The sequence below is a fragment of the Virgibacillus carmonensis genome (assembly GCF_057836705.1).
This window is the reverse complement of record NZ_JBYQFJ010000003.1, coordinates 131,203-149,933: the sequence shown is the minus strand read 5'-3', so window position 1 is coordinate 149,933 and position 18,731 is coordinate 131,203. Positions and strand designations below refer to the sequence as shown.

Here is an 18,731-nt window from a genome sequence, read left to right as displayed (position 1 = left end):
ATTAATACCTCGGCTTTCTGGCTTTAATTTCTTCATAAAAAGTTAGATAGTGGTCATATCGAAATCGCGAAATCTTACCTTGCTCAACTGCTTCCTTGACTGCGCATTTTGGTTCCTTGTTGTGCATACAACCTCGAAATTTGCAGTCTCCTTTTCTTTCACGAAACTCTGGAAAATAATCTCCTAAATCACCCAATTCAATTTCATTAAATTCGAGTGCACTAAATCCAGGAGTATCCGCAACTAAACCATCAAATAATTGAACTAACTCAACATGTCGCGTTGTATGCTTTCCACGTCCAAGGCTTTTTGAAATATCATCTGTTTTAATTTGTAGTTCTGGTTTAAGCGCATTTAACAACGATGATTTTCCAACGCCTGACTGTCCTGCGATGACAGAAACACCATCACTAAAATAGGTTTCAATCCCTTTTATTTCAAAAGGTTCTTTAGACGATACTTGTTCAACCTTGTATCCAATGCTTTGATAAGCTTTTGCATAGTTATCTACATTTACTTTCTCTTTCTCTGGTAGAACATCTATTTTAGAAATAATAATAACAGGTTCAATATACTTGGATTCAATTAACACAAGAAATCGATCTAATAATAATGAACTAAACGATGGCTCTACTGCAGAACTTATAATGAAAGCACGGTCAACATTAGCAATAGGCGGACGTACTAATTCATTCTTTCTTGGTTTTATGTTAATCAGATATCCTTCCATACCGTCCCTTTTATCAAAATCAACAAAATCACCAACAAGAGGGGTTATTTTTTTATTTCGAAACAAGCCTCTCCCCCTGCATTGATATATCCCGTCAGTAGATTGCACATAGTAGAACCCACTTAACGCCTTTATAATTCTGCCTTCTGCCATTTATTCACCCTCTTCATATGCCACTGTTTTATTTATTACAACATCATCATCCCGAATTACTTTGTATTCCGCTGTTTGGTTTGGTCTGATTGTTAATGTGATTTCATATTTTTGATCCTGTGTGATGGTTTCCTCAATATGAACATCTGAAATAGAACGATCCGCATCTTCTACATAAATTTTAACGGTTTGCTCAACTGGTTCTTCAGGTTCGTCTGGTTCGTCTGGTTTATCTGGATCATCCGTTGTTTGCTCACCCTCATCTGGTTGTTGATTAGGATTGTACGGTACCGTAAACGTAACTGTACGCGACACTGGTGGCTTTTCTTCTGGACCTACAGAAACAAAAATGGTTACTGTTTCTTCCTCTTGCAATTCTGTTCCTGATTCAGGTTCCTGGCGAATAACTTCTCCTGCCGGTGTACTATCTGAATATTCCTCTACCGTATTTGCAATAAGATTATGTTCTTCCAGGTAGCCAATTGCTTCTTCTTTTGTCATGCCCTGTAGATTATTTAAACTTATTAGTTCCGGTCCACTACTGTATTCAAAGATCACAGTTGTTTCACTTGGTACTACATCTGAATCAGGAGAAGGCTGAATTTGCGTTATAATTTCACCAGAAGTCAGATCAGAAGTCTTGTCATAACCAATTACTTTAAATCCCTTATCATCTAAGAGCTGTCTAATCTGGCTATAGTCCTTACCTACATAATTAGAAAAGGTTACTGTTTCTTTACCTTGACTAACAATAAGTGTTACAGACGACTCTTCCTTTACGACACTACCTGGAGATGGATCTGTACTAATCACATCCCCTTCTTTTACATCATCGGAAAAAGCTATTTCCTTTTTTGTTTCTAAATTCAGAGTTTGCAATTCATTTGCAGCCTCTTCATATTCTCCCCCGATAACATCTGGAACTGTAACATCATCCGGTTGCATCAGACTAGGGACAATGAACAATGCAGCAACCCCAGAAGCTAACAAGACGAATAATATAATTGTAATCCAAAATACCTTCTTTTTTTTACTTTTCTCCCCTTTGTTTTTCTTCTTTACTTTTTTCTGTCCATTTGGTTCATCTGTATCGTTTGCCACAAATGATTTTGTAGCACCGTTCGTTTGGTGAACTATGGTATTTTGATTGGTGCTGCCATGCATTTGATTATCTGTAATGATCGGTATTGCTTTTGTTTCTTCGCCCACTCCTACAGGTGGAACAAATTTATCCTCATTTAATTTTTCAGGATCCAAAGCAGTAGCTAGTGAATCCTCTAAATCATATACCGTATCAAAACGGTTAAATGGATCTTTTGCGGTAGCTTTCAGAACAATGTTTTCTACACTTTGTGGGACCTCTTGATTAAACCTTCTTACGGAAGGCGTATCTGTTTGCAAATGCTTCAATGCAATAGAAACTGGTGATTGTCCAGAAAAAGGCAGACGAGCAGTTAATAGTTCAAATAATACGATTCCAAGTGAATAAATGTCTGACTTCTTTGTTGCCATCCCACCTCGTGCTTGTTCAGGTGATAAGTAATGAACAGATCCAAGTATCGAGTTTGTTTGGGTTAATGCAGTAGCACTTAACGCAACCGCAATACCGAAGTCTGTTACTTTCACTTGTCCAAAAGAATCAATTAAGATATTTTGTGGTTTTATATCCCTATGTACTATATTATTAGCATGCGCATGGCCGATTGCTGAACTTACTTGTTTCATTATATCTAACGCTTCTTCTACATTAATGGGACCATTCTTTTGTATATATTCTTTTAATGTCAAGCCGTCTACATATTCCATAACCATATATAAAATATGATCCTCTTCGCCAACATCAAAGATATTCACGATGTTTGGGTGAGATAAGCTTGTCGCTGATTGAGCTTCACGATCAAAACGAGCAATAAATTCATCATCATTCGCGTATTCTAACCTGAGGACCTTTATCGCGACATCGCGCTCTAAAATAATATCTCTTGCTAAATATACATTGGCCATTCCTCCGCCACCAATGGTATCTTTAATATTATAGCGCTCATTCAAAAGGCGACCGTTTAACACGTAGGTTCACCTTCCTTCATATCTGGTTCATGATGTACGATAACGAGAGAAATATTATCTTCGCCTCCACGCTCATTTGCTAATGCTATAAAATCTTGCGCTGTATCTTCTATAGATTTATCATTTTCTAAGAACGATTGTAATTCACTAGCAGAGAGTTTATCAGATAAACCATCCGAACACAGTAAAATCATGTTGCCTAATTCCCATGATATTGTTCGAATATCTGGATAAATAACTTCTTCCGTTCCTAATGCTTTTAATATTACGTTTTTACGGGGGTGATGTTCAGCATCTTCATGTGTTATCTGCCCAGATCTAACAAGTTCATTCACCAAAGAGTGATCCTCTGTGATTTGACTAAAGCCTTGTTCATTTATCATATAGCATCTACTATCACCAACATGTGCTACGGTAATAAAATCCGGTGTACAAATGGCCATTACGACAGTAGTTCCCATACCCTGACATTCTTTTTGGCTAATGGACTTTTCGTGAATCTCGTCGTTTACTTTGTGAATAATTGTTTTTAACCATTGTTCTGCTTCTTCAGGATTATTGATTTCATCAATTTCAAGCCATTCTTTTTCAATAATAGATGAAGCCATTTGACTTGCAACGTCACCAGCCTGATGTCCACCCATACCATCTGCAATAAGAGATAAAAACTGGTTGGCGTGATTTATAAACAAACCTCCAGCATCCTCATTATGATTTCTAACACGACCTTGATCGGTAATAAATTGTCCTTTCATCCTATCACCCCTTTAGAAAAGCAAAAGAATCTTGTCCAGTTATAAACTATTTCAATGTTTTAAGACCTCTTGCTAATCAGATAAAAGTTTCCTATTTCTATTATTACATGAAAGCTTATTAATAATGAAGAACTACAACTACTTTTTTACGAATCGAGTTAGAAAAAAACCGTCCGTTTGGTGTGTATGAGGAAACAATTGTAACCCTTCGTTCGAAATACCAACACTAGCTGATAAAAAAGATGGTAGTTCTTCAAAAAATGTCTGGTCTATTATATATTCTGGATGACTTTCTAAGAAATTACTTACCACTTGGTTATTTTCCACCTTATCAACCGTACATGTTGTATACATTAAATAACCACTTTTCTTTAGCAATGGTGCAACCTCGTTTAATATATCAAATTGGATTTTTGCCAAATTATCAATATCTGATTCTTGTTTATTATACTTGATTTCCGGTTTACCTCGGATAACACCAAGCCCTGAACATGGTGCATCGACTAGAATACGGTCAAAGCTTTCATCTTTATGTACATCCTGTAATTTTCTTGCATCTGCTTGTTTTGCATCGATGATTGTCAAATTTAACGTTTCTGCTTTATCGTTAATTGACCTGGCTTTTTTGGCATGTAGATCGTATGCATGTATCTTTCCTTGATTGTTCATTTTTTCAGCAATATGTGTAACTTTCCCTCCTGGTGCACTACATGCATCTAATACCACCATATCGCTTTCAAGGTCAAGTACCTCTGCAACCAACATAGAGCTTTGATCCTGAACGGTTACATATCCTTCTTTAAATAACGTAGTATTTAGAATGTTACCTTTATTTACGATAATTCCTTGCTTTGAGAATATCGATTCTTGAACATCAAAATCTAGTTCTTCCAGATGATTCATTGCCTCTTTGCGGCTTATCTTCATAGGCTGTATACGAATAGAAGTACCTTTTCGTTCTAAATTGGCTTCACACATTTGTTTTGTTATGTCTATACCATACATGTCTATCCAACGATCCACAAGCCATTCTGGATGACTAGTTTCAATTGATATTTTTGTTGATGATCTGTCGATTGTAGATGTATCTGGATAGCCGTTTCTTTGAATATTTCGCATGACTCCATTTACTAAGGATGAAATACCTTTATGGCCCCTTCGTTTCGCAATTTCCACCGCTTCATGAATAATTGCATGATCTGGTATTTTGTCTAGAAAAGCCATTTGATAGACAGACATACGTAACAACATGCTAACCCACGGTTTCACTTTTTTATTTGAGTTAATGTACGGTTCCAGATAATAGTCTATCGTTAATTTCCGTTGTAGAGTTCCATATACAATTTCAGTCAATAGACCAGCATCGCGTTCTGTAACTTGATTCTTTTTTATTTCATAGTCTATCAGTAAATGGCTGAAACCGCTGTCTCCATCTATTCGAAGTAATAGATCTAATATTATTTCACGCAATGAATTATTCAAGTGAATCACCTAATTTTGTTCCAATTTTCAACCGATCCGGTGAACCTAATAAAAAATCTTTCACTGTCATTCTTTTCTTTCCAGAAGGTTGTATTTCCGTAATCCTTAATCCTTTTTTATTACCACATACCACCAGTAAGGATTCATTGTTTATTATATCTACTATTTCACCAGGATCTCCAATGTATTCATTATTATCTAAGTCAGCTGCCCAAATTTTCAAAGGCTTTCCTAGATACTTTGTAAATGCAACCGGCCAAGGGCATAGCCCACGAACCTGGTTATAAATTTCACTATTGTTTCGTTGCCAATCAATTTTTTCTTGATCACGCTTAATATTACTTGCAAATGTAGATTTCGCATGATCCTGTTCAACTGCCGTAATTTCAGTTCTAAACAGTTTAGGTAATGTGCCAATAAGTAATGTCGCACCCGTTTTTGCTAACTTATCATGCATTGTTCCTACATCATCGTTAACTTTAATAGCAACTTTTTCTTGCGTTAGAATATCGCCCGCATCAAGTTTTTCTACCATATACATAATCGTTATACCTGTTTCTGACTTGCCCTCTAAAATTGCGTGATGAATAGGTGCTCCTCCTCTTAGTTCAGGTAATAAAGAAGCATGAACATTAATACAACCAAAAGATGGCGCGGTGAGTAACAGGGTCGGTAATAATTGCCCATATGCCGCCGTTATAATTATCTCAGGTTGTAAATCAATAATCTGTTGATAGTTGTCTGCTAATTTTTCTGGTTGAAACACAGGAATATTTTGTTCCAATGCCTCCGTTTTAACAGGAGGAGGAGTCATGATTTTTTTTCTTCCTCTAGGACGGTCTGGCTGTGTAACGACTAATGCAATGTCGTAGCCGTTTTCAACAAGTGCTCGTAAAATTGGCACGGAAAAATCTGGGGTTCCCATAAATACAATTTTTTTCATCATCTAACCTCTTTCTCATCTGTCTAGCACGAGTTTCTAGCAACTAGTGGACTTCCCTCATTTCAATAAGTCGTCCCAAAAAAGAACACTTTTGGCTATCCTTTATTTTACCGCAGGTTAGTCCAGTCCATACGTCGCTGAACAGTCGCTCTTAGCTTTTTTCACATCATTTGGTATGGTTGCATATCAACTGATATCAATAGTTCATCTTTTCGTATATCTGCTTCATACTGATTCATTATATTTTGTATGATAGTTCTTAAAGTGGGCTCATTTTTGTATTTTACCATACACTGGTAACGATACCTATCTTTGATTCGTGCCATTGGTGATGGTGTTGGTCCCAAAATCACTGTTTCTTCCTTAACAGACTCTACTAATGATTGCACTATTTTTTGTGTAGTTTGTACAACCTTCACTTGATTGGGATGAGAAATAGTGATAAGAGTTAGAAATACATATGGTGGATAATGGAATGTCTTCCGCATTGCCATTTCCTTCAAGTAGAAATCAGTAAAGCTATATTGACTCGCCAGTTCAATGCTATAGTGATCTGGTGTATATGTTTGCACAATAACCTCGCCTGGTAATTCATGTCGACCTGCTCGTCCACTAACCTGGGTTAATAGCTGGAACGTCTTTTCCGATGAACGAAAATCAGGTAAATGTAGCATCGAATCAGCTGTCAATACGCCAACTAATGTTACGTTTTCAAAATCTAACCCTTTGGCAATCATCTGCGTTCCTAGCAAAATATCTGCTTCACCATTTCCAAACTGATTTAATAGTTTTTCATGTGCACCTTTTCTACGAGTGGTATCCACATCCATTCGAATTACTCTTGCTTCTGGAATAAGCTGCGTTAGCGCTTCTTCAACCCGTTGTGTACCTGTTCCAAAATAACGGATCAAATCACTGGAACATTCCGGGCAGATTGTCGGCATAGGTTCTTCATAAGAACAATAATGGCATTTTAACCGATTTGAATTCTTATGATAAGTAAGCGCAATATCACAATGAGGACATTCCTTTACATGTCCACAATCCCGGCACATAACGAATGTTGAATAACCCCGTCTATTTAATAAAAGGACAATTTGTTCATTTTTTGCGATACACGATTCCATTTTCTCTTTTAGTTTTCTAGAAAACATGGTTCGATTACCTTCATGCAATTCATTCCTCATATCAACAATTTCCACTTCAGGCATAGCCTTCTCGTTTGTTCGTTTACTCAATGTTGCGAGTTGGTAAACACCTTTTTTTGCTCGAGCATATGATTCTAGTGTCGGTGTTGCGCTACCTAAAATTACTGGACACTGATGATATTTACCGCGTTCAATTGCAACATCTCGTGCATGATATTTAGGCTGATCCTCTTGTTTATAGCTCGTTTCATGTTCCTCATCAATAATGATGATACCTAAGTTCTCAAAAGGGGCGAAAACAGCTGATCTCGCTCCAACTACTACCTTCACTTCCTTTCGGTAGATTTTACGCCATTCATCATACTTTTCACCACTGGACAACGCGCTGTGCATAACAGCAACATCTGAACCAAATCTCCCCTTAAATCGATGGACCATTTGAGGCGTAAGTGAAATTTCAGGAACCAGTATGATTGCTTCTTTCCCCTTTTCAATAACATCACTAATCGCTTGAAGGTAAATTTCCGTCTTCCCACTACCTGTAACACCATGCAATAAAAAAACATCATGTGAACTATCTGTAATTGTTTGTTTAATGGGCTTAATTGCCTGATTCTGCTGATCGGTTAATATTAGGGCGTCAGTTCGCTCAATTGAAGTATCATCATAAGGATTCCGGTATACTTCCATTTTCGTGGAAATCAATAACTTCTTATCTAGTAATGATTTAATAGTAGCAGTACTTGTATTTATTTTAGACATCAGTTGTTTCTTGTTGATTGCCTCTTTGTTTTGAATAAAATATACTAGTAATTCTCTTTGTTTGTTCGCTTTGTTGGACATATCATTATATGCTTCTTCTAACAAATGGCCAGCAACCGCTGGTTTAATCATCGTTTCGGTTTTTTTGGTTATTCTTGATTTAACCAGATAATCTACTGAGATATCGCCGTTGTTTACGGCTTTTAAAAGTTGCTGATAACGAACAGTTGAATGAGCAAATTCCTCGTAAGGAATAATATGGCGACCTGCAAAAAGTGATTCCATAATAGGGTCAAGTTCCTCATCAGACATTCGTACTAGTTCTTTTTTGTATTGTGATTTTAGTACTTGAGGTAACATTACCTGATAAGCAGTAATATATAAACTGACGGTTTCATCCGCGAGCCACTGCCCAAGTTTCAATAGCTCGCCTGTCAATACAGGTGTCAGATCAAGCACATCTACAATTTCTTTCAACTTAACATGTGTTGATGCAGATGTGAGTTCAATAACAAAGCCCATGATTTTTCTTGGACCAAATGGAACAATAACACGCATACCAGGTACTAACACATGTTCAAGCCTACCAGGGATGACGTAATCAAAAGTCTGATTAATTTGTTTAGCTGGCACATCTACGATAACTTTTGCAACACTCACAATTTATCATCCTTCATATCACGGACAGTAAATTCAAGTACTTGTAACGCCAAATCATATTTGGAAGACAATGGAATTTCCTCAGGTTGTAGAGACTTATTTACATATGTAGCAATATTCGTGTCACTCTCAAATCCAGCGCCATTAGTAGAAACATTATTGATGACTATTGCATCCAAATTCTTCTTTTGCAACTTTTTAACACCATATTCCAGTGGATTGGTGGTTTCAGCAGCAAATCCAACTAGAAATTGATGATTCTTTTCCTCACCTAACGACTGTAAAATATCTTGGGTTCTTTCCATTTCTACATTCCAATCACCTGGTTGCTTCTTCATTTTTTCAACAAACGTGTGTTTTGGACGATAATCAGCAACGGCAGCTGATTTGAAAACAATATCATTGACCGGGAAATTGTCATGCATAGTCTGATACATTTCTTCGGCAGTAATTACATCGATTCTTTTTATAGTAGGGTTTGTTGTACGTATACTTACTGGACCGGTCACAAGGGTAACTTCTGCACCTAATTCTGCAGCAGCCTCTGCAAGTGCGAACCCCATTTTTCCAGTTGATCGATTTGTGAAAAACCGTACAGGGTCAATTTGTTCCCGCGTTGGACCAGCTGAAACTAATACCTTCTTACCATGTAAAGATCCTTTGGTTTTTTGAGAGTCTTGGTGATTAATTACAGTGTTTATTATACTCTCTGGCTCCTCTAATCGACCTTTTCCTACGTAACCGCAGGCCAAAAAGCCCGAACCAGGTTCAATAAAATGATAGTTCCATTCCTCAAGTTGTTTCATATTCTTTATTACTGCAGGATGTGCATACATATGAACATTCATCGCTGGTGCTATATAAACATCAGCCTGAGTAGCAAGCAAAGTAGTAGACAGCATATCATCTGCTATCCCATTTGCTAATTTTCCAATACTATTTGCCGTTGCAGGAGCTATGATCGCTATTTCTGCCCAATCCGCCACATCTATGTGCGCGATTTTTTGAGGGTTCTTCTCATCGAAGGTATCTGTATAAACGGGATTTCTTGATAAAGCCTGAAAAGTAAGAGGTGAGACAAACTTTGAGGCATTTTCTGTCATCATTACTCGAACATTAGCCCCTGCTTGTGTTAATTTACTCGTCAATGCACAAGCTTTATATGCAGCTATTCCTCCAGAAACACCTAAAAGAATATTTTTATTTTCCATCATCATATTTAAGCCCCTTCTATTACTATTTCTTCTCTTAGTTATACCATATATTGGACCTATTTCTAAAGTACAAAAGCGCAAGAACTCGTTTATAAGTTAGCTTTAATACGTAAGGATTGGAAAACCGAATACTAAAAGATTCGCCAATAATTATTTGATGACTGCTTGAACATCCCTAACAGTAAAATGAAACCCCTCGCAACAAAGCGAGGGGTTTCATTTTATTATTTCTCAGTAACAAATAATTTGTCAGCTAGCACTTCTTCTAATGCAATACCTACTTGTTTATATGAAGTAGGGTTTTCGATTAGCAAGGAATTGGAATCCGTTTCCAGCATTTGTCTTGCGCGTCGTGCAGATAGTGTTACCAATGTGTATTTTGAGTTAATTTTTTCTTGAAGCTTATCGATTGACGGTTCTAACATCATGAGATTTCATCCTCCAGTAGTTGTTTGTATTGTTGTTCAATCCGTTCTCTCTTGCAATGCTCACTTTGAATAATAGATTGAACCCTACCAACAGCGTGTTCAACCTGATCATTTACGACAACATAATCATAAGCGTCCATCATTTCGATTTCTTTTCTTGCTTCTCTGAGACGATTTAATACAAGTTCTTGTGTTTCTGTTCCACGGTTTACAATCCTATTTTTAAGTTCATCTAAACTCGGTGGAAACAAGAATATAAACACGCCTTCTGGAAAATTCTCACGAACCTGTAATGCACCTTGTACTTCAATTTCCAAAAATACATCATGTCCCTCTGCCAATGTTTTTTCAACATATTCACGAGGTGTTCCATAGTAATTATTGACATATTTTGCATATTCTAACAGTTGATTTTGTTTTATCAACGTTTCAAACTCTTCATTCGTTTTATAAAAATAATCAATTCCATCTCTTTCACCCGGACGTATATTCCTAGTTGTCATAGATATGGAGTATTTCAACTCCGTATCCTGGTCAAAAAGTTCTTTTCGTACCGTCCCTTTTCCTACACCAGACGGACCTGAAAGAATAAACAAGATCCCTTTTTGATCAATCAAAGCAGTACCCCCTATTATTCGTCTGAAACTTCATCATGACTTAATACACGCTGACCAACTGTTTCTGGTTGAACAGCAGACAATACGACATGATCACTGTCTGTAATGATAACAGCCCTTGTGCGTCTTCCGTATGTTGCGTCAACTAATTTATTTGTTTCCCTTGCAACTGTAATAATTCGTTTTATTGGTGCTGATTCTGGCGATACGATGGAAATTATACGATTGGCAGATACTACATTGCCAAACCCTATATTTATTAATCTTAAACTCAACTTGCTTCCCCCTTAGTTGTACCTCAAACATCTATTCTAGATAAAATTATTTCTCTAATAAGTATAGTATAATCAATAAGGATTGCAAAACTAAAACTTGACCAGTAACTCTATCTATTATACATACTTTGATTAAAAAAGAAAAACTCCTTTCCTAAAATATGAAGGAAAGGAGCAATTATTTTTCAATTCTATCCATTTGTACGTCGCTGAACAGTCGTCTTCGCTTTTCTTGATCTAGCTGCGCGGGCTAGCGACTCGTGACGTAAGCAATTGACACTTCGAGCACAAAGCACATGTGCTCTACGGTCCCTTGCTTACGCATTTCGCCGCTGGCAAACCCGCTCCGCTTTTCTTGATCCAGCTGTGGCTCCTAGAAGCTGCCGTCATAAGCAATGAACTCTCCGAACGCTAAACCCTTGCGTTCTTCGGTTCCTTGCTTATGCGTCCACTTCTGAACAGTCGCCTTCGCTTTTCTTATTTCTTTGTGAAACCGAAAAATACGGTTGGAATTGCACTTAATGCTAGAATAAATATCCAATCTCGAATACCCAAGAAAACAGTGTGAAAGATTGGTTGTAATGGTTCAAAATAGATAACACATAACAACATCGCAATGGATGACAATACTGCTAGTACTAAATATTTATTGCCAAATGGATTCCGAGCAAAGACAGAACGATCACTTCGACAATCAAATACATGGATCAATTGAGCCATGACAAGTGTCGTAAATGCTACTGTTTGGCCATAAACCAAATTGTCTGGATTTCCTTGATAGGTCACCATAAATGCAATTAGCGTTACGATTCCAATTAAAATACCTCTACTTACTATTTTAAAGCCCAGACCTCTAGCAAAAATTCCTTCTTTCGGATGTCGTGGTTTTCGACTCATAACATCTGCTTCTGGTTGATCTAGTCCCAGTGCCATAGCTGGGAGGCCATCTGTAACTAAGTTAACCCATAAAATTTGTACTGGAACAAGTGGTAATGGAAGTCCTAGCAATACGGCAAATAGCATAACTAATATTTCACCGACATTCGATGCCAATAAGTAACGAATGAACTTTCGAATATTTTCATAAATATTTCTGCCTTCGTTAATCGCATCTTTTATCGTTGCAAAGTTATCATCCATTAAGATTAGCGATGAAGCTTCTTTTGCTACATCTGTTCCACTGCGCCCCATGCTAATTCCTATATCACTCGCTTTAATTGCAGGAGCATCATTTACCCCATCACCTGTCATGGCAACAATATGCCCGTTTTGCTGAAAGGCATCAACAATTTTAAGCTTGTGTTCAGGTGTAACCCGTGCAAATACATATACACGATCAATGATTTTTATTAATTCATCTGATGACATTTGATTTAATTGATAGCCATCTAAGACGAGTCCATCTTCAGGTAACAAGTTTAAATCGGTAGCAATAGCTCGCGCCGTTTTCTCATGATCACCCGTAATCATAACGGTTTTAATGCCGGCTTCTTTACAATCCTGTATTGCTGCCTTCACTTCTTTTCTAGGAGGATCAATCATGCCATACAAACCAATAAATGTTAAGTCATCCTCTAGCAAACCTTCATCGCTCTGTCCATTTGAGGTAATAGGTTTAATAGCAATTGCAATTGTCCGCAGTGCTTTTTCGCCCATCCCGTTGATCGCATCATTTATCCTCGCTTTATCGGCAGACTTCATCAGCTTTTTTTCATTATTAGATAATAAAAAATTGGATCTTGGTAACAGTACGTCAGGTGCTCCTTTGGTAATGAGAAATTGACGTTTGTTTTCATCCTCTATTATCATGCTCATGCGCTTTCTAGTTGAATCAAACGGTATTTCTTTAACTATCTTGTACGATTCTCCATCAGCTTGTGTCAGTCCTATTTTCTTTGCCGCCACAAGAAGCGCACCATCTGTTGGATCACCATTAACATAATTTTTCCCTTTTTTCACAAGCAAAGATGCATGATTACACAACATTCCATACAGGAGCATTGACTTCAAATGAGGGAATTGTTCATCTACTTTGGTATTATTTGAATAATAGTCCCCTATCGGATCGTAACCATCACCTGTTACAACTAACTTTTTATCATTTAGATAAACCTCTTTAACCGTCATTTGATTTTCTGTCATCGTACCTGTTTTATCGGAACAAATAACAGATGCAGATCCAAGGGTTTCAACCGCTGATAGCTTGCGTACAATGGCTTTCTTTTTTATCATTCGTTGAACTCCGAGTGACAGTGCAACAGTAACGATTGCGGGAAGTCCTTCTGGTATCGCTGCAACGGCTAAAGATACACCTGCTAAAAACATATTATAGACTGGATGACCTTGGAAAACTCCTACACCTACAACTAATGCAGTTAAAATTAGAGCAACAATTATTAGAATTTTACCTAGTTCTGCCAGCTTATGTTCTAATGGTGTAACGGTTTTCTTTGTCTTAACCATTAGTGATGCAATTTGTCCCATCACCGTATTCATACCTGTTCCAACTACAATACCTGTTCCCGATCCGCGTGTTACTAATGTCCCCATGAACGCCATATTCGATTGATCTTGAGGACCCAATTCTTCCTTGTTAATAGATTCAGCATGTTTCACTACTGGGAGTGATTCACCAGTTAATGAAGATTCTTCTGTTTCCATACTTTTCGAATCTATAACTCGAATATCTGCTGAAATTCTGTCCCCGCTTCTTACTTGAATCACATCACCAACAACAATATCCTTGGATGGTATTCGTTCCCATGTCCTGTCCCTTAATACATAGGCAAAAGGAGCAGATAATTCTTTTAGCTTGGCCAATGACTTTTCAGCCTTTTGTTCCTGAAAATATCCAATAAACCCATTTACAAAAACGATGACCATAATTGCTATTGCATCGATATACTCGCCTAACAACCCTGCAATTAAAGTTGCCGCTAACAAAACTAATACCATAAAATCCTGAAATTGCTTAATAAAAATTAACCATTTTGCAGTTTGTTTCCCTGCATCCAATTCGTTGGCTCCATGCTGTTTCCGTCTAGTTTCTATTTGTTTTGATGTAAGCCCTCTTTCAGTAGTTACGTGAAGTTTTTGTTCAAGTGTTTCTTTGTCTAATTGATACCACTGCAAAACACACCCCTCCAGTTTAAGCCCCAATTCTTATCAAGAAATTGATAATTTTAGCCTTCTCTTAACGATATGTATGCAGACTTGTCCTGAAAAATGCTATAATTGAAGCATGAGGTGATCGCATGCCATTTGATGGAATAGTTACTAGAGCATTAACGAACGAATGGAACGCGCAAATTGTTCCAGGAAAAATAAACAAGATTTATCAACCGACAGACACTGAAATTGTTTTCACCATACGAAGCAATGGAAAAAATCATACGTTATTATTTTCAATTCATCCTATGTATGCCCGCATACATATTACGAATGATACCTATACAAATCCCAAAGAAGCTCCGATGTTTTGTATGATACTTCGGAAATATTTATCTGGTGCAGTTATAGAGTCGATTAACCAGTATGGAATGGAACGTATCATAACATTTAGCTTTAAAACGAGAAATGAAATTGGAGATGTTACACACAAATCACTTGTGATTGAATTAATGGGGAAACATAGTAATTTAATGCTTATTGATCAAGAAAAAGGACATATTATCGACAGTTTGAAACATATTTCACTAGCACAAAACCGTTATAGAACGATATTACCAGGTCATGAATACATCCTCCCACCACATCAAGACAAATTAAATTTGCTAGAAATTAACGAGGAAGAATTCATCCAAAAGATTGATTTTAATCAAGGAAAAATAGAAAATCAGATTGTGCAATCACTTAGTGGTGTATCACCACTAGTTGCCCAAGAAGTAGTAGGACGAGCTAAGCTTGGGTCACAACAGACATATATGAAGGTTTTTGCCGATTTAAAAAACACAATTCAAAATGATGATTTTAAACCAGCTATTTACAGAAATAAAAAAGAAGATTTTCATGTATTATCACTTGAGACTGTAAGCGGTGATATAGAGCCGTTCACTACTGCCAATGAAATGCTTGATGTTTATTTCTCAGGAAAAGCAGAACGTGACCGTGTCAAACAACAAGCAAAAGATCTTTATCGTTTCATAAAAAACGAAAAGGATAAAAATGAACGCAAAATGAAAAAGCATAATCAAACCATTAAAAAGGCAGATAATGCAGATAAATTCCAACACCTAGGTGAGTTATTAACTGCAAATATGCACCTCGTAAAAAAGGGAGATGCGTCCGTTGTGGTCACGGACTATTATGATCCTGAACAACGAGAACTTACGATTGATTTAAATCCAAATAAAACACCAAGTGAGAATACGCAAGGCTTTTTCAAAACCTATCAAAAGTTAAAAACATCAAAAAAGGTAGTTGAAAAAGAAATTATAAAAACAAGAGATGAAATCGGTTATCTGGATCAATTGTTACAACAAATTGATGTGGCTCGAGAAGAAGATGTTGAAGAAATACGTGAAGAATTACGTGATGAAGGATATCTAAGAAAACAACGTATCAAACATAAGAAAAAAAATAAAAAAGGGTTGCCTAAACCAGATGCTTATCAGGCTAATGATGGAACACCGATTCTTGTAGGAAAAAACAATAAACAAAATGAATACGTTACAACTAAATTGGCCCATCGTGATCATGTCTGGTTGCACACCAAAGATATTCCAGGTTCCCATGTTGTCATTCAAGACAAGCGTCCAAGTGAAGAGACATTGTTGGAAGCTGCTCAATTAGCTGCCTATTTTAGCAAATCACAACAGTCTTCTTCTGTTCCAGTTGATTACACGTTGATTCGACATGTTAAGAAACCAAATGGTGCCAAACCCGGATTTGTGACTTACGACAACCAAAAGACACTCTTTGTAACACCAGATAAAAATATGGTAGCTACCTTAAGAGATAATAAGAATAACGGAAGCGACCGTAAAAAGATCGACTAAACGATAAAAACGGATGACTCGTAAATGAGTCATCCGTTTTTATTATCTATGTCTAGCTTCAGCACCCAGCGGCTAGTGAAATTCCTTCCCCGTGTCTTCGATAAATCAAGTTCATCTAATCTTGCACAAGTCAGTCCAGTCCATACACCGCTATTAGGCGCTTAAGCCTTTCTATTTAGCTTTTGCGTTTAACGTTACATCAACATTGCCACGAGTTGCTTTGGAATATGGACAAACTTCATGAGCATCTTTTACAAGCTTGTCTGCTACTTCTTGACTAACACCTTCAATAGAAACATCCAATGTAGCTGCAATTTTAAAACCGCCATCTTCCTCATCCTTACAAAAACTAACTTCTGCAGTAGTTTCAGAGTCAATCTTTTTATCTTGATTCGATGCAACTAAATTTAATGCCCCATCAAAACATGCAGAATACGTTGCAGCGAATAATTGTTCAGGATTTGAACCTTTATCTTCTTTATTTGTAGCTGGATTAACTAAATTTAAATCAATTAATCCGTCCTCAGATTTCACATGACCATCGCGACCGTTTTTTGCTGTTGCTTTTGAAGAAAAAATTACCTTACTCATATAATTAGCACTCCTCTTTATAATGAATATATATTACTATTCCACTAAGTTTTCTTTACTAAACACCATTAAATATATTTTTTATGTAATATTGTCTCAAGAAACTTTTCCACTTGAGGTAGTTTCCTAACTTCTTCTTGATAACAAACCCACGTGCTTCTTGTCACACTTTTCTTGTTTAGTGTTAAAGCTACGTGTGGATATTCATCCATCATCGTATCAGAAACGCTTTTTGGTAAAACCGCCATTCCGAGGCCCTGCTTCATAAATTGTTTGCATGTCTCAATTTGGTCAACTCGTATCGTTTTTAGTGGTTTAATATGATGTTGATGATGATATAACCAGTTATCAACTAGTTCATGCATACTATCATCACTCTTAAACGCAATTAGCGGACGTTCTTTTATCTTGTTTTTTGGAAACGATTCCGTATCAAATATATATAGTGGATCTTCAAATATACAGGAACATGTACTTTCCTTTAACTTTTCACCTCGAATGATTGAAACATGATAATTTTTATGATCACGCTTGATATCTTCACTAATGCCGGTGACAAGATCAATTCCCACATTTGGATATGCAACCGTGTATTCAGCAAGCATAGCCGGCAAATAACGCTGACTGATGAGTGAAGAACAGGCAATGGATAACGTACCTTGAACCTTTTCACTAGATTCGAGTAAACTGTTCTTTAATGCTTCTTCCCGGTCAACAACAGTCCTTGCATGATTTATGATCATTTCTCCAACTGGTGTGAGAATTAGTCTTTTGGACGTACGAATAAAAATAGTTTGACCAAAGTATTCTTCAATGTATTTAAGACGTTGCGTTACAGCTGGTTGTGATATTAGAATAGCTTTCGCAGTGCCACGAATCGTGCCAACCTCATTCAACTTTAATAATAAAATGTAATCATCAATTTTCACTTGTTCCACCTCAACTGATAAGTATTAATTATTACTATTGATTATAAACTAGTATTTTACTTATTGCACCCTTAATCATAAGATAGAATTATGAAGTAGTTTCTAAATATGGAAAGAAGGAAATCACATGAATGAAAAAGAAAACGTTAAAAGCGTGTTTGCCAAAAATAGTAATGCCTATGTAACAAGCTCAACGCATTCGAAAGGAACAGATTTATCCTTACTTGTTAAATGGTTACAGCCTAAGCACCACATGATTGCCCTAGATATTGCAACAGGTGGTGGTCATGTAGCCAAACACCTCTCCAAGTATGTTGCCAAAGTAATAGCATCAGATCTAACCGGGGAAATGTTGGACAATACCGCAAACCATTTATCATCCTACGAAAACATTATGTATAAGATTGCAGATGCTGAAGAATTACCATTTGATAGCAACACGTTTGATGTCGTGGCATGTCGTATTGCAGCACATCACTTCCCGAGTCCCGAAAAGTTCATTTCTGAAGCTAATCGTGTGTTGAAACCCAATGGGAAGTTTATATTTATTGATAATATTGCTCCAGAGGATATGTCACTCGATAAGTTTGTTAACACATTGGAAAAAATGCGTGATTATAACCATGTACGTTCGCATTCTATTTTAGAATGGAAAGAACTTTTTACTAAGTATCAGTTAACTGTGATTAGGGAACAAGTCAGGAAGAAAACACTGCCATATAAAGAGTGGATTGACCGAACGTTAGACAGTGATGAAGCGAAAAATAAGGTGGAATCCTATATATTCGAAGCATCTAGAGAAGTACATGAACATTTTCAAGTTGACATTAATCAAGGTGAGATTCAATCATTTGCGATTGACGAATGGATGGTGATGTGTGAAAAATAAAAAAGCTTGTTGTTGAAAGTTATATGTAGAATAAAAAGATGACCACGCCTCTTTAAAGTGCACCCTTTGTAAAAATATTTCACTTTATGAA

15 protein-coding genes are annotated in these 18,731 nt (G+C 36.8%); 2 read left to right on the top strand and 13 right to left on the bottom strand.

What is annotated here, in order from left to right; all coding sequences use genetic code 11:
• Position 1: 1 nt before the first annotated feature.
• The 11 genes from rsgA to AC3G7N_RS03345 all read right to left on the bottom strand — a co-directional run bounded on the left by rsgA (position 2) and on the right by AC3G7N_RS03345 (position 14,366).
• Entirely contained in the window at positions 2 to 883 is an 882-nt protein-coding gene (gene rsgA / locus AC3G7N_RS03395) for a ribosome small subunit-dependent GTPase A (protein WP_489420734.1), read from the bottom strand.
• The gene (gene pknB, locus AC3G7N_RS03390; protein WP_489420733.1) at positions 884 to 2,950 is read right to left on the bottom strand and encodes a Stk1 family PASTA domain-containing Ser/Thr kinase; all 2,067 of its coding nucleotides are present in this window, start codon (positions 2,948 to 2,950) and stop codon (positions 884 to 886) included. It abuts the gene before it with no gap.
• The gene (locus AC3G7N_RS03385) at positions 2,944 to 3,705 is read right to left on the bottom strand and encodes a Stp1/IreP family PP2C-type Ser/Thr phosphatase (protein WP_489420732.1); all 762 of its coding nucleotides are present in this window, start codon (positions 3,703 to 3,705) and stop codon (positions 2,944 to 2,946) included. Before AC3G7N_RS03385 ends, pknB begins: the two co-directional genes overlap by 7 nt.
• Positions 3,706 to 3,843: 138 nt before the next feature.
• A complete protein-coding gene (gene rsmB / locus AC3G7N_RS03380; protein ID WP_489420731.1) occupies positions 3,844 to 5,187 on the bottom strand; it encodes a 16S rRNA (cytosine(967)-C(5))-methyltransferase RsmB in 1,344 nt (447 codons plus the stop codon).
• Positions 5,180 to 6,130: a methionyl-tRNA formyltransferase gene (fmt, locus tag AC3G7N_RS03375; RefSeq protein ID WP_489420730.1), complete on the bottom strand. Its 951-nt coding sequence runs from the start codon at positions 6,128 to 6,130 to the stop codon at positions 5,180 to 5,182. Before fmt ends, rsmB begins: the two co-directional genes overlap by 8 nt.
• A gap of 161 nt (positions 6,131 to 6,291) precedes the next feature.
• Entirely contained in the window at positions 6,292 to 8,700 is a 2,409-nt protein-coding gene (priA, locus tag AC3G7N_RS03370; protein WP_489420729.1) for a primosomal protein N', read from the bottom strand.
• Entirely contained in the window at positions 8,697 to 9,914 is a 1,218-nt protein-coding gene (gene coaBC / locus AC3G7N_RS03365; RefSeq protein ID WP_489420850.1) for a bifunctional phosphopantothenoylcysteine decarboxylase/phosphopantothenate--cysteine ligase CoaBC, read from the bottom strand. Before coaBC ends, priA begins: the two co-directional genes overlap by 4 nt.
• Before the next feature lie 224 nt (positions 9,915 to 10,138).
• Complete coding sequence (gene rpoZ, locus AC3G7N_RS03360; RefSeq protein ID WP_489420728.1) at positions 10,139 to 10,342, bottom strand: DNA-directed RNA polymerase subunit omega; 204 nt, start codon at positions 10,340 to 10,342, stop codon at positions 10,139 to 10,141.
• Positions 10,339 to 10,959: a guanylate kinase gene (gene gmk / locus AC3G7N_RS03355; RefSeq protein ID WP_489420727.1), complete on the bottom strand. Its 621-nt coding sequence runs from the start codon at positions 10,957 to 10,959 to the stop codon at positions 10,339 to 10,341. Before gmk ends, rpoZ begins: the two co-directional genes overlap by 4 nt.
• Before the next feature lie 14 nt (positions 10,960 to 10,973).
• Complete coding sequence (remA, locus tag AC3G7N_RS03350) at positions 10,974 to 11,234, bottom strand: extracellular matrix/biofilm regulator RemA (protein WP_089532669.1); 261 nt, start codon at positions 11,232 to 11,234, stop codon at positions 10,974 to 10,976.
• Positions 11,235 to 11,711: 477 nt separating this feature from the next.
• Positions 11,712 to 14,366, bottom strand: coding sequence for a calcium-translocating P-type ATPase, SERCA-type (locus tag AC3G7N_RS03345; RefSeq protein ID WP_489420726.1), 2,655 nt, complete (start codon positions 14,364 to 14,366; stop codon positions 11,712 to 11,714).
• Between the two features lie 122 nt (positions 14,367 to 14,488).
• Between AC3G7N_RS03345 and AC3G7N_RS03340 the strand changes: the two genes are divergently transcribed.
• Positions 14,489 to 16,231 carry an Rqc2 family fibronectin-binding protein gene (locus tag AC3G7N_RS03340; RefSeq protein ID WP_489420725.1) on the top strand — a complete coding sequence of 581 codons (1,743 nt, stop codon included), beginning with the start codon at positions 14,489 to 14,491 and terminating at the stop codon, positions 16,229 to 16,231.
• A gap of 171 nt (positions 16,232 to 16,402) precedes the next feature.
• Here the strand turns inward: AC3G7N_RS03340 and AC3G7N_RS03335 are convergent, their stop codons facing one another.
• Together AC3G7N_RS03335 and AC3G7N_RS03330 are read right to left on the bottom strand one after the other, a co-directional pair.
• Positions 16,403 to 16,822: an organic hydroperoxide resistance protein gene (locus AC3G7N_RS03335; RefSeq protein WP_489420724.1), complete on the bottom strand. Its 420-nt coding sequence runs from the start codon at positions 16,820 to 16,822 to the stop codon at positions 16,403 to 16,405.
• 68 nt (positions 16,823 to 16,890) lie between these two features.
• Positions 16,891 to 17,751, bottom strand: a complete 861-nt coding sequence (locus AC3G7N_RS03330; protein ID WP_489420723.1) for a LysR family transcriptional regulator — start codon at positions 17,749 to 17,751, stop codon at positions 16,891 to 16,893.
• Between the two features lie 127 nt (positions 17,752 to 17,878).
• On the opposite strand from AC3G7N_RS03330, the gene AC3G7N_RS03325 reads away from it, so the two are divergent.
• Positions 17,879 to 18,640, top strand: coding sequence for a class I SAM-dependent methyltransferase (locus AC3G7N_RS03325; RefSeq protein WP_489420722.1), 762 nt, complete (start codon positions 17,879 to 17,881; stop codon positions 18,638 to 18,640).
• Positions 18,641 to 18,731: the final 91 nt, after the last annotated feature.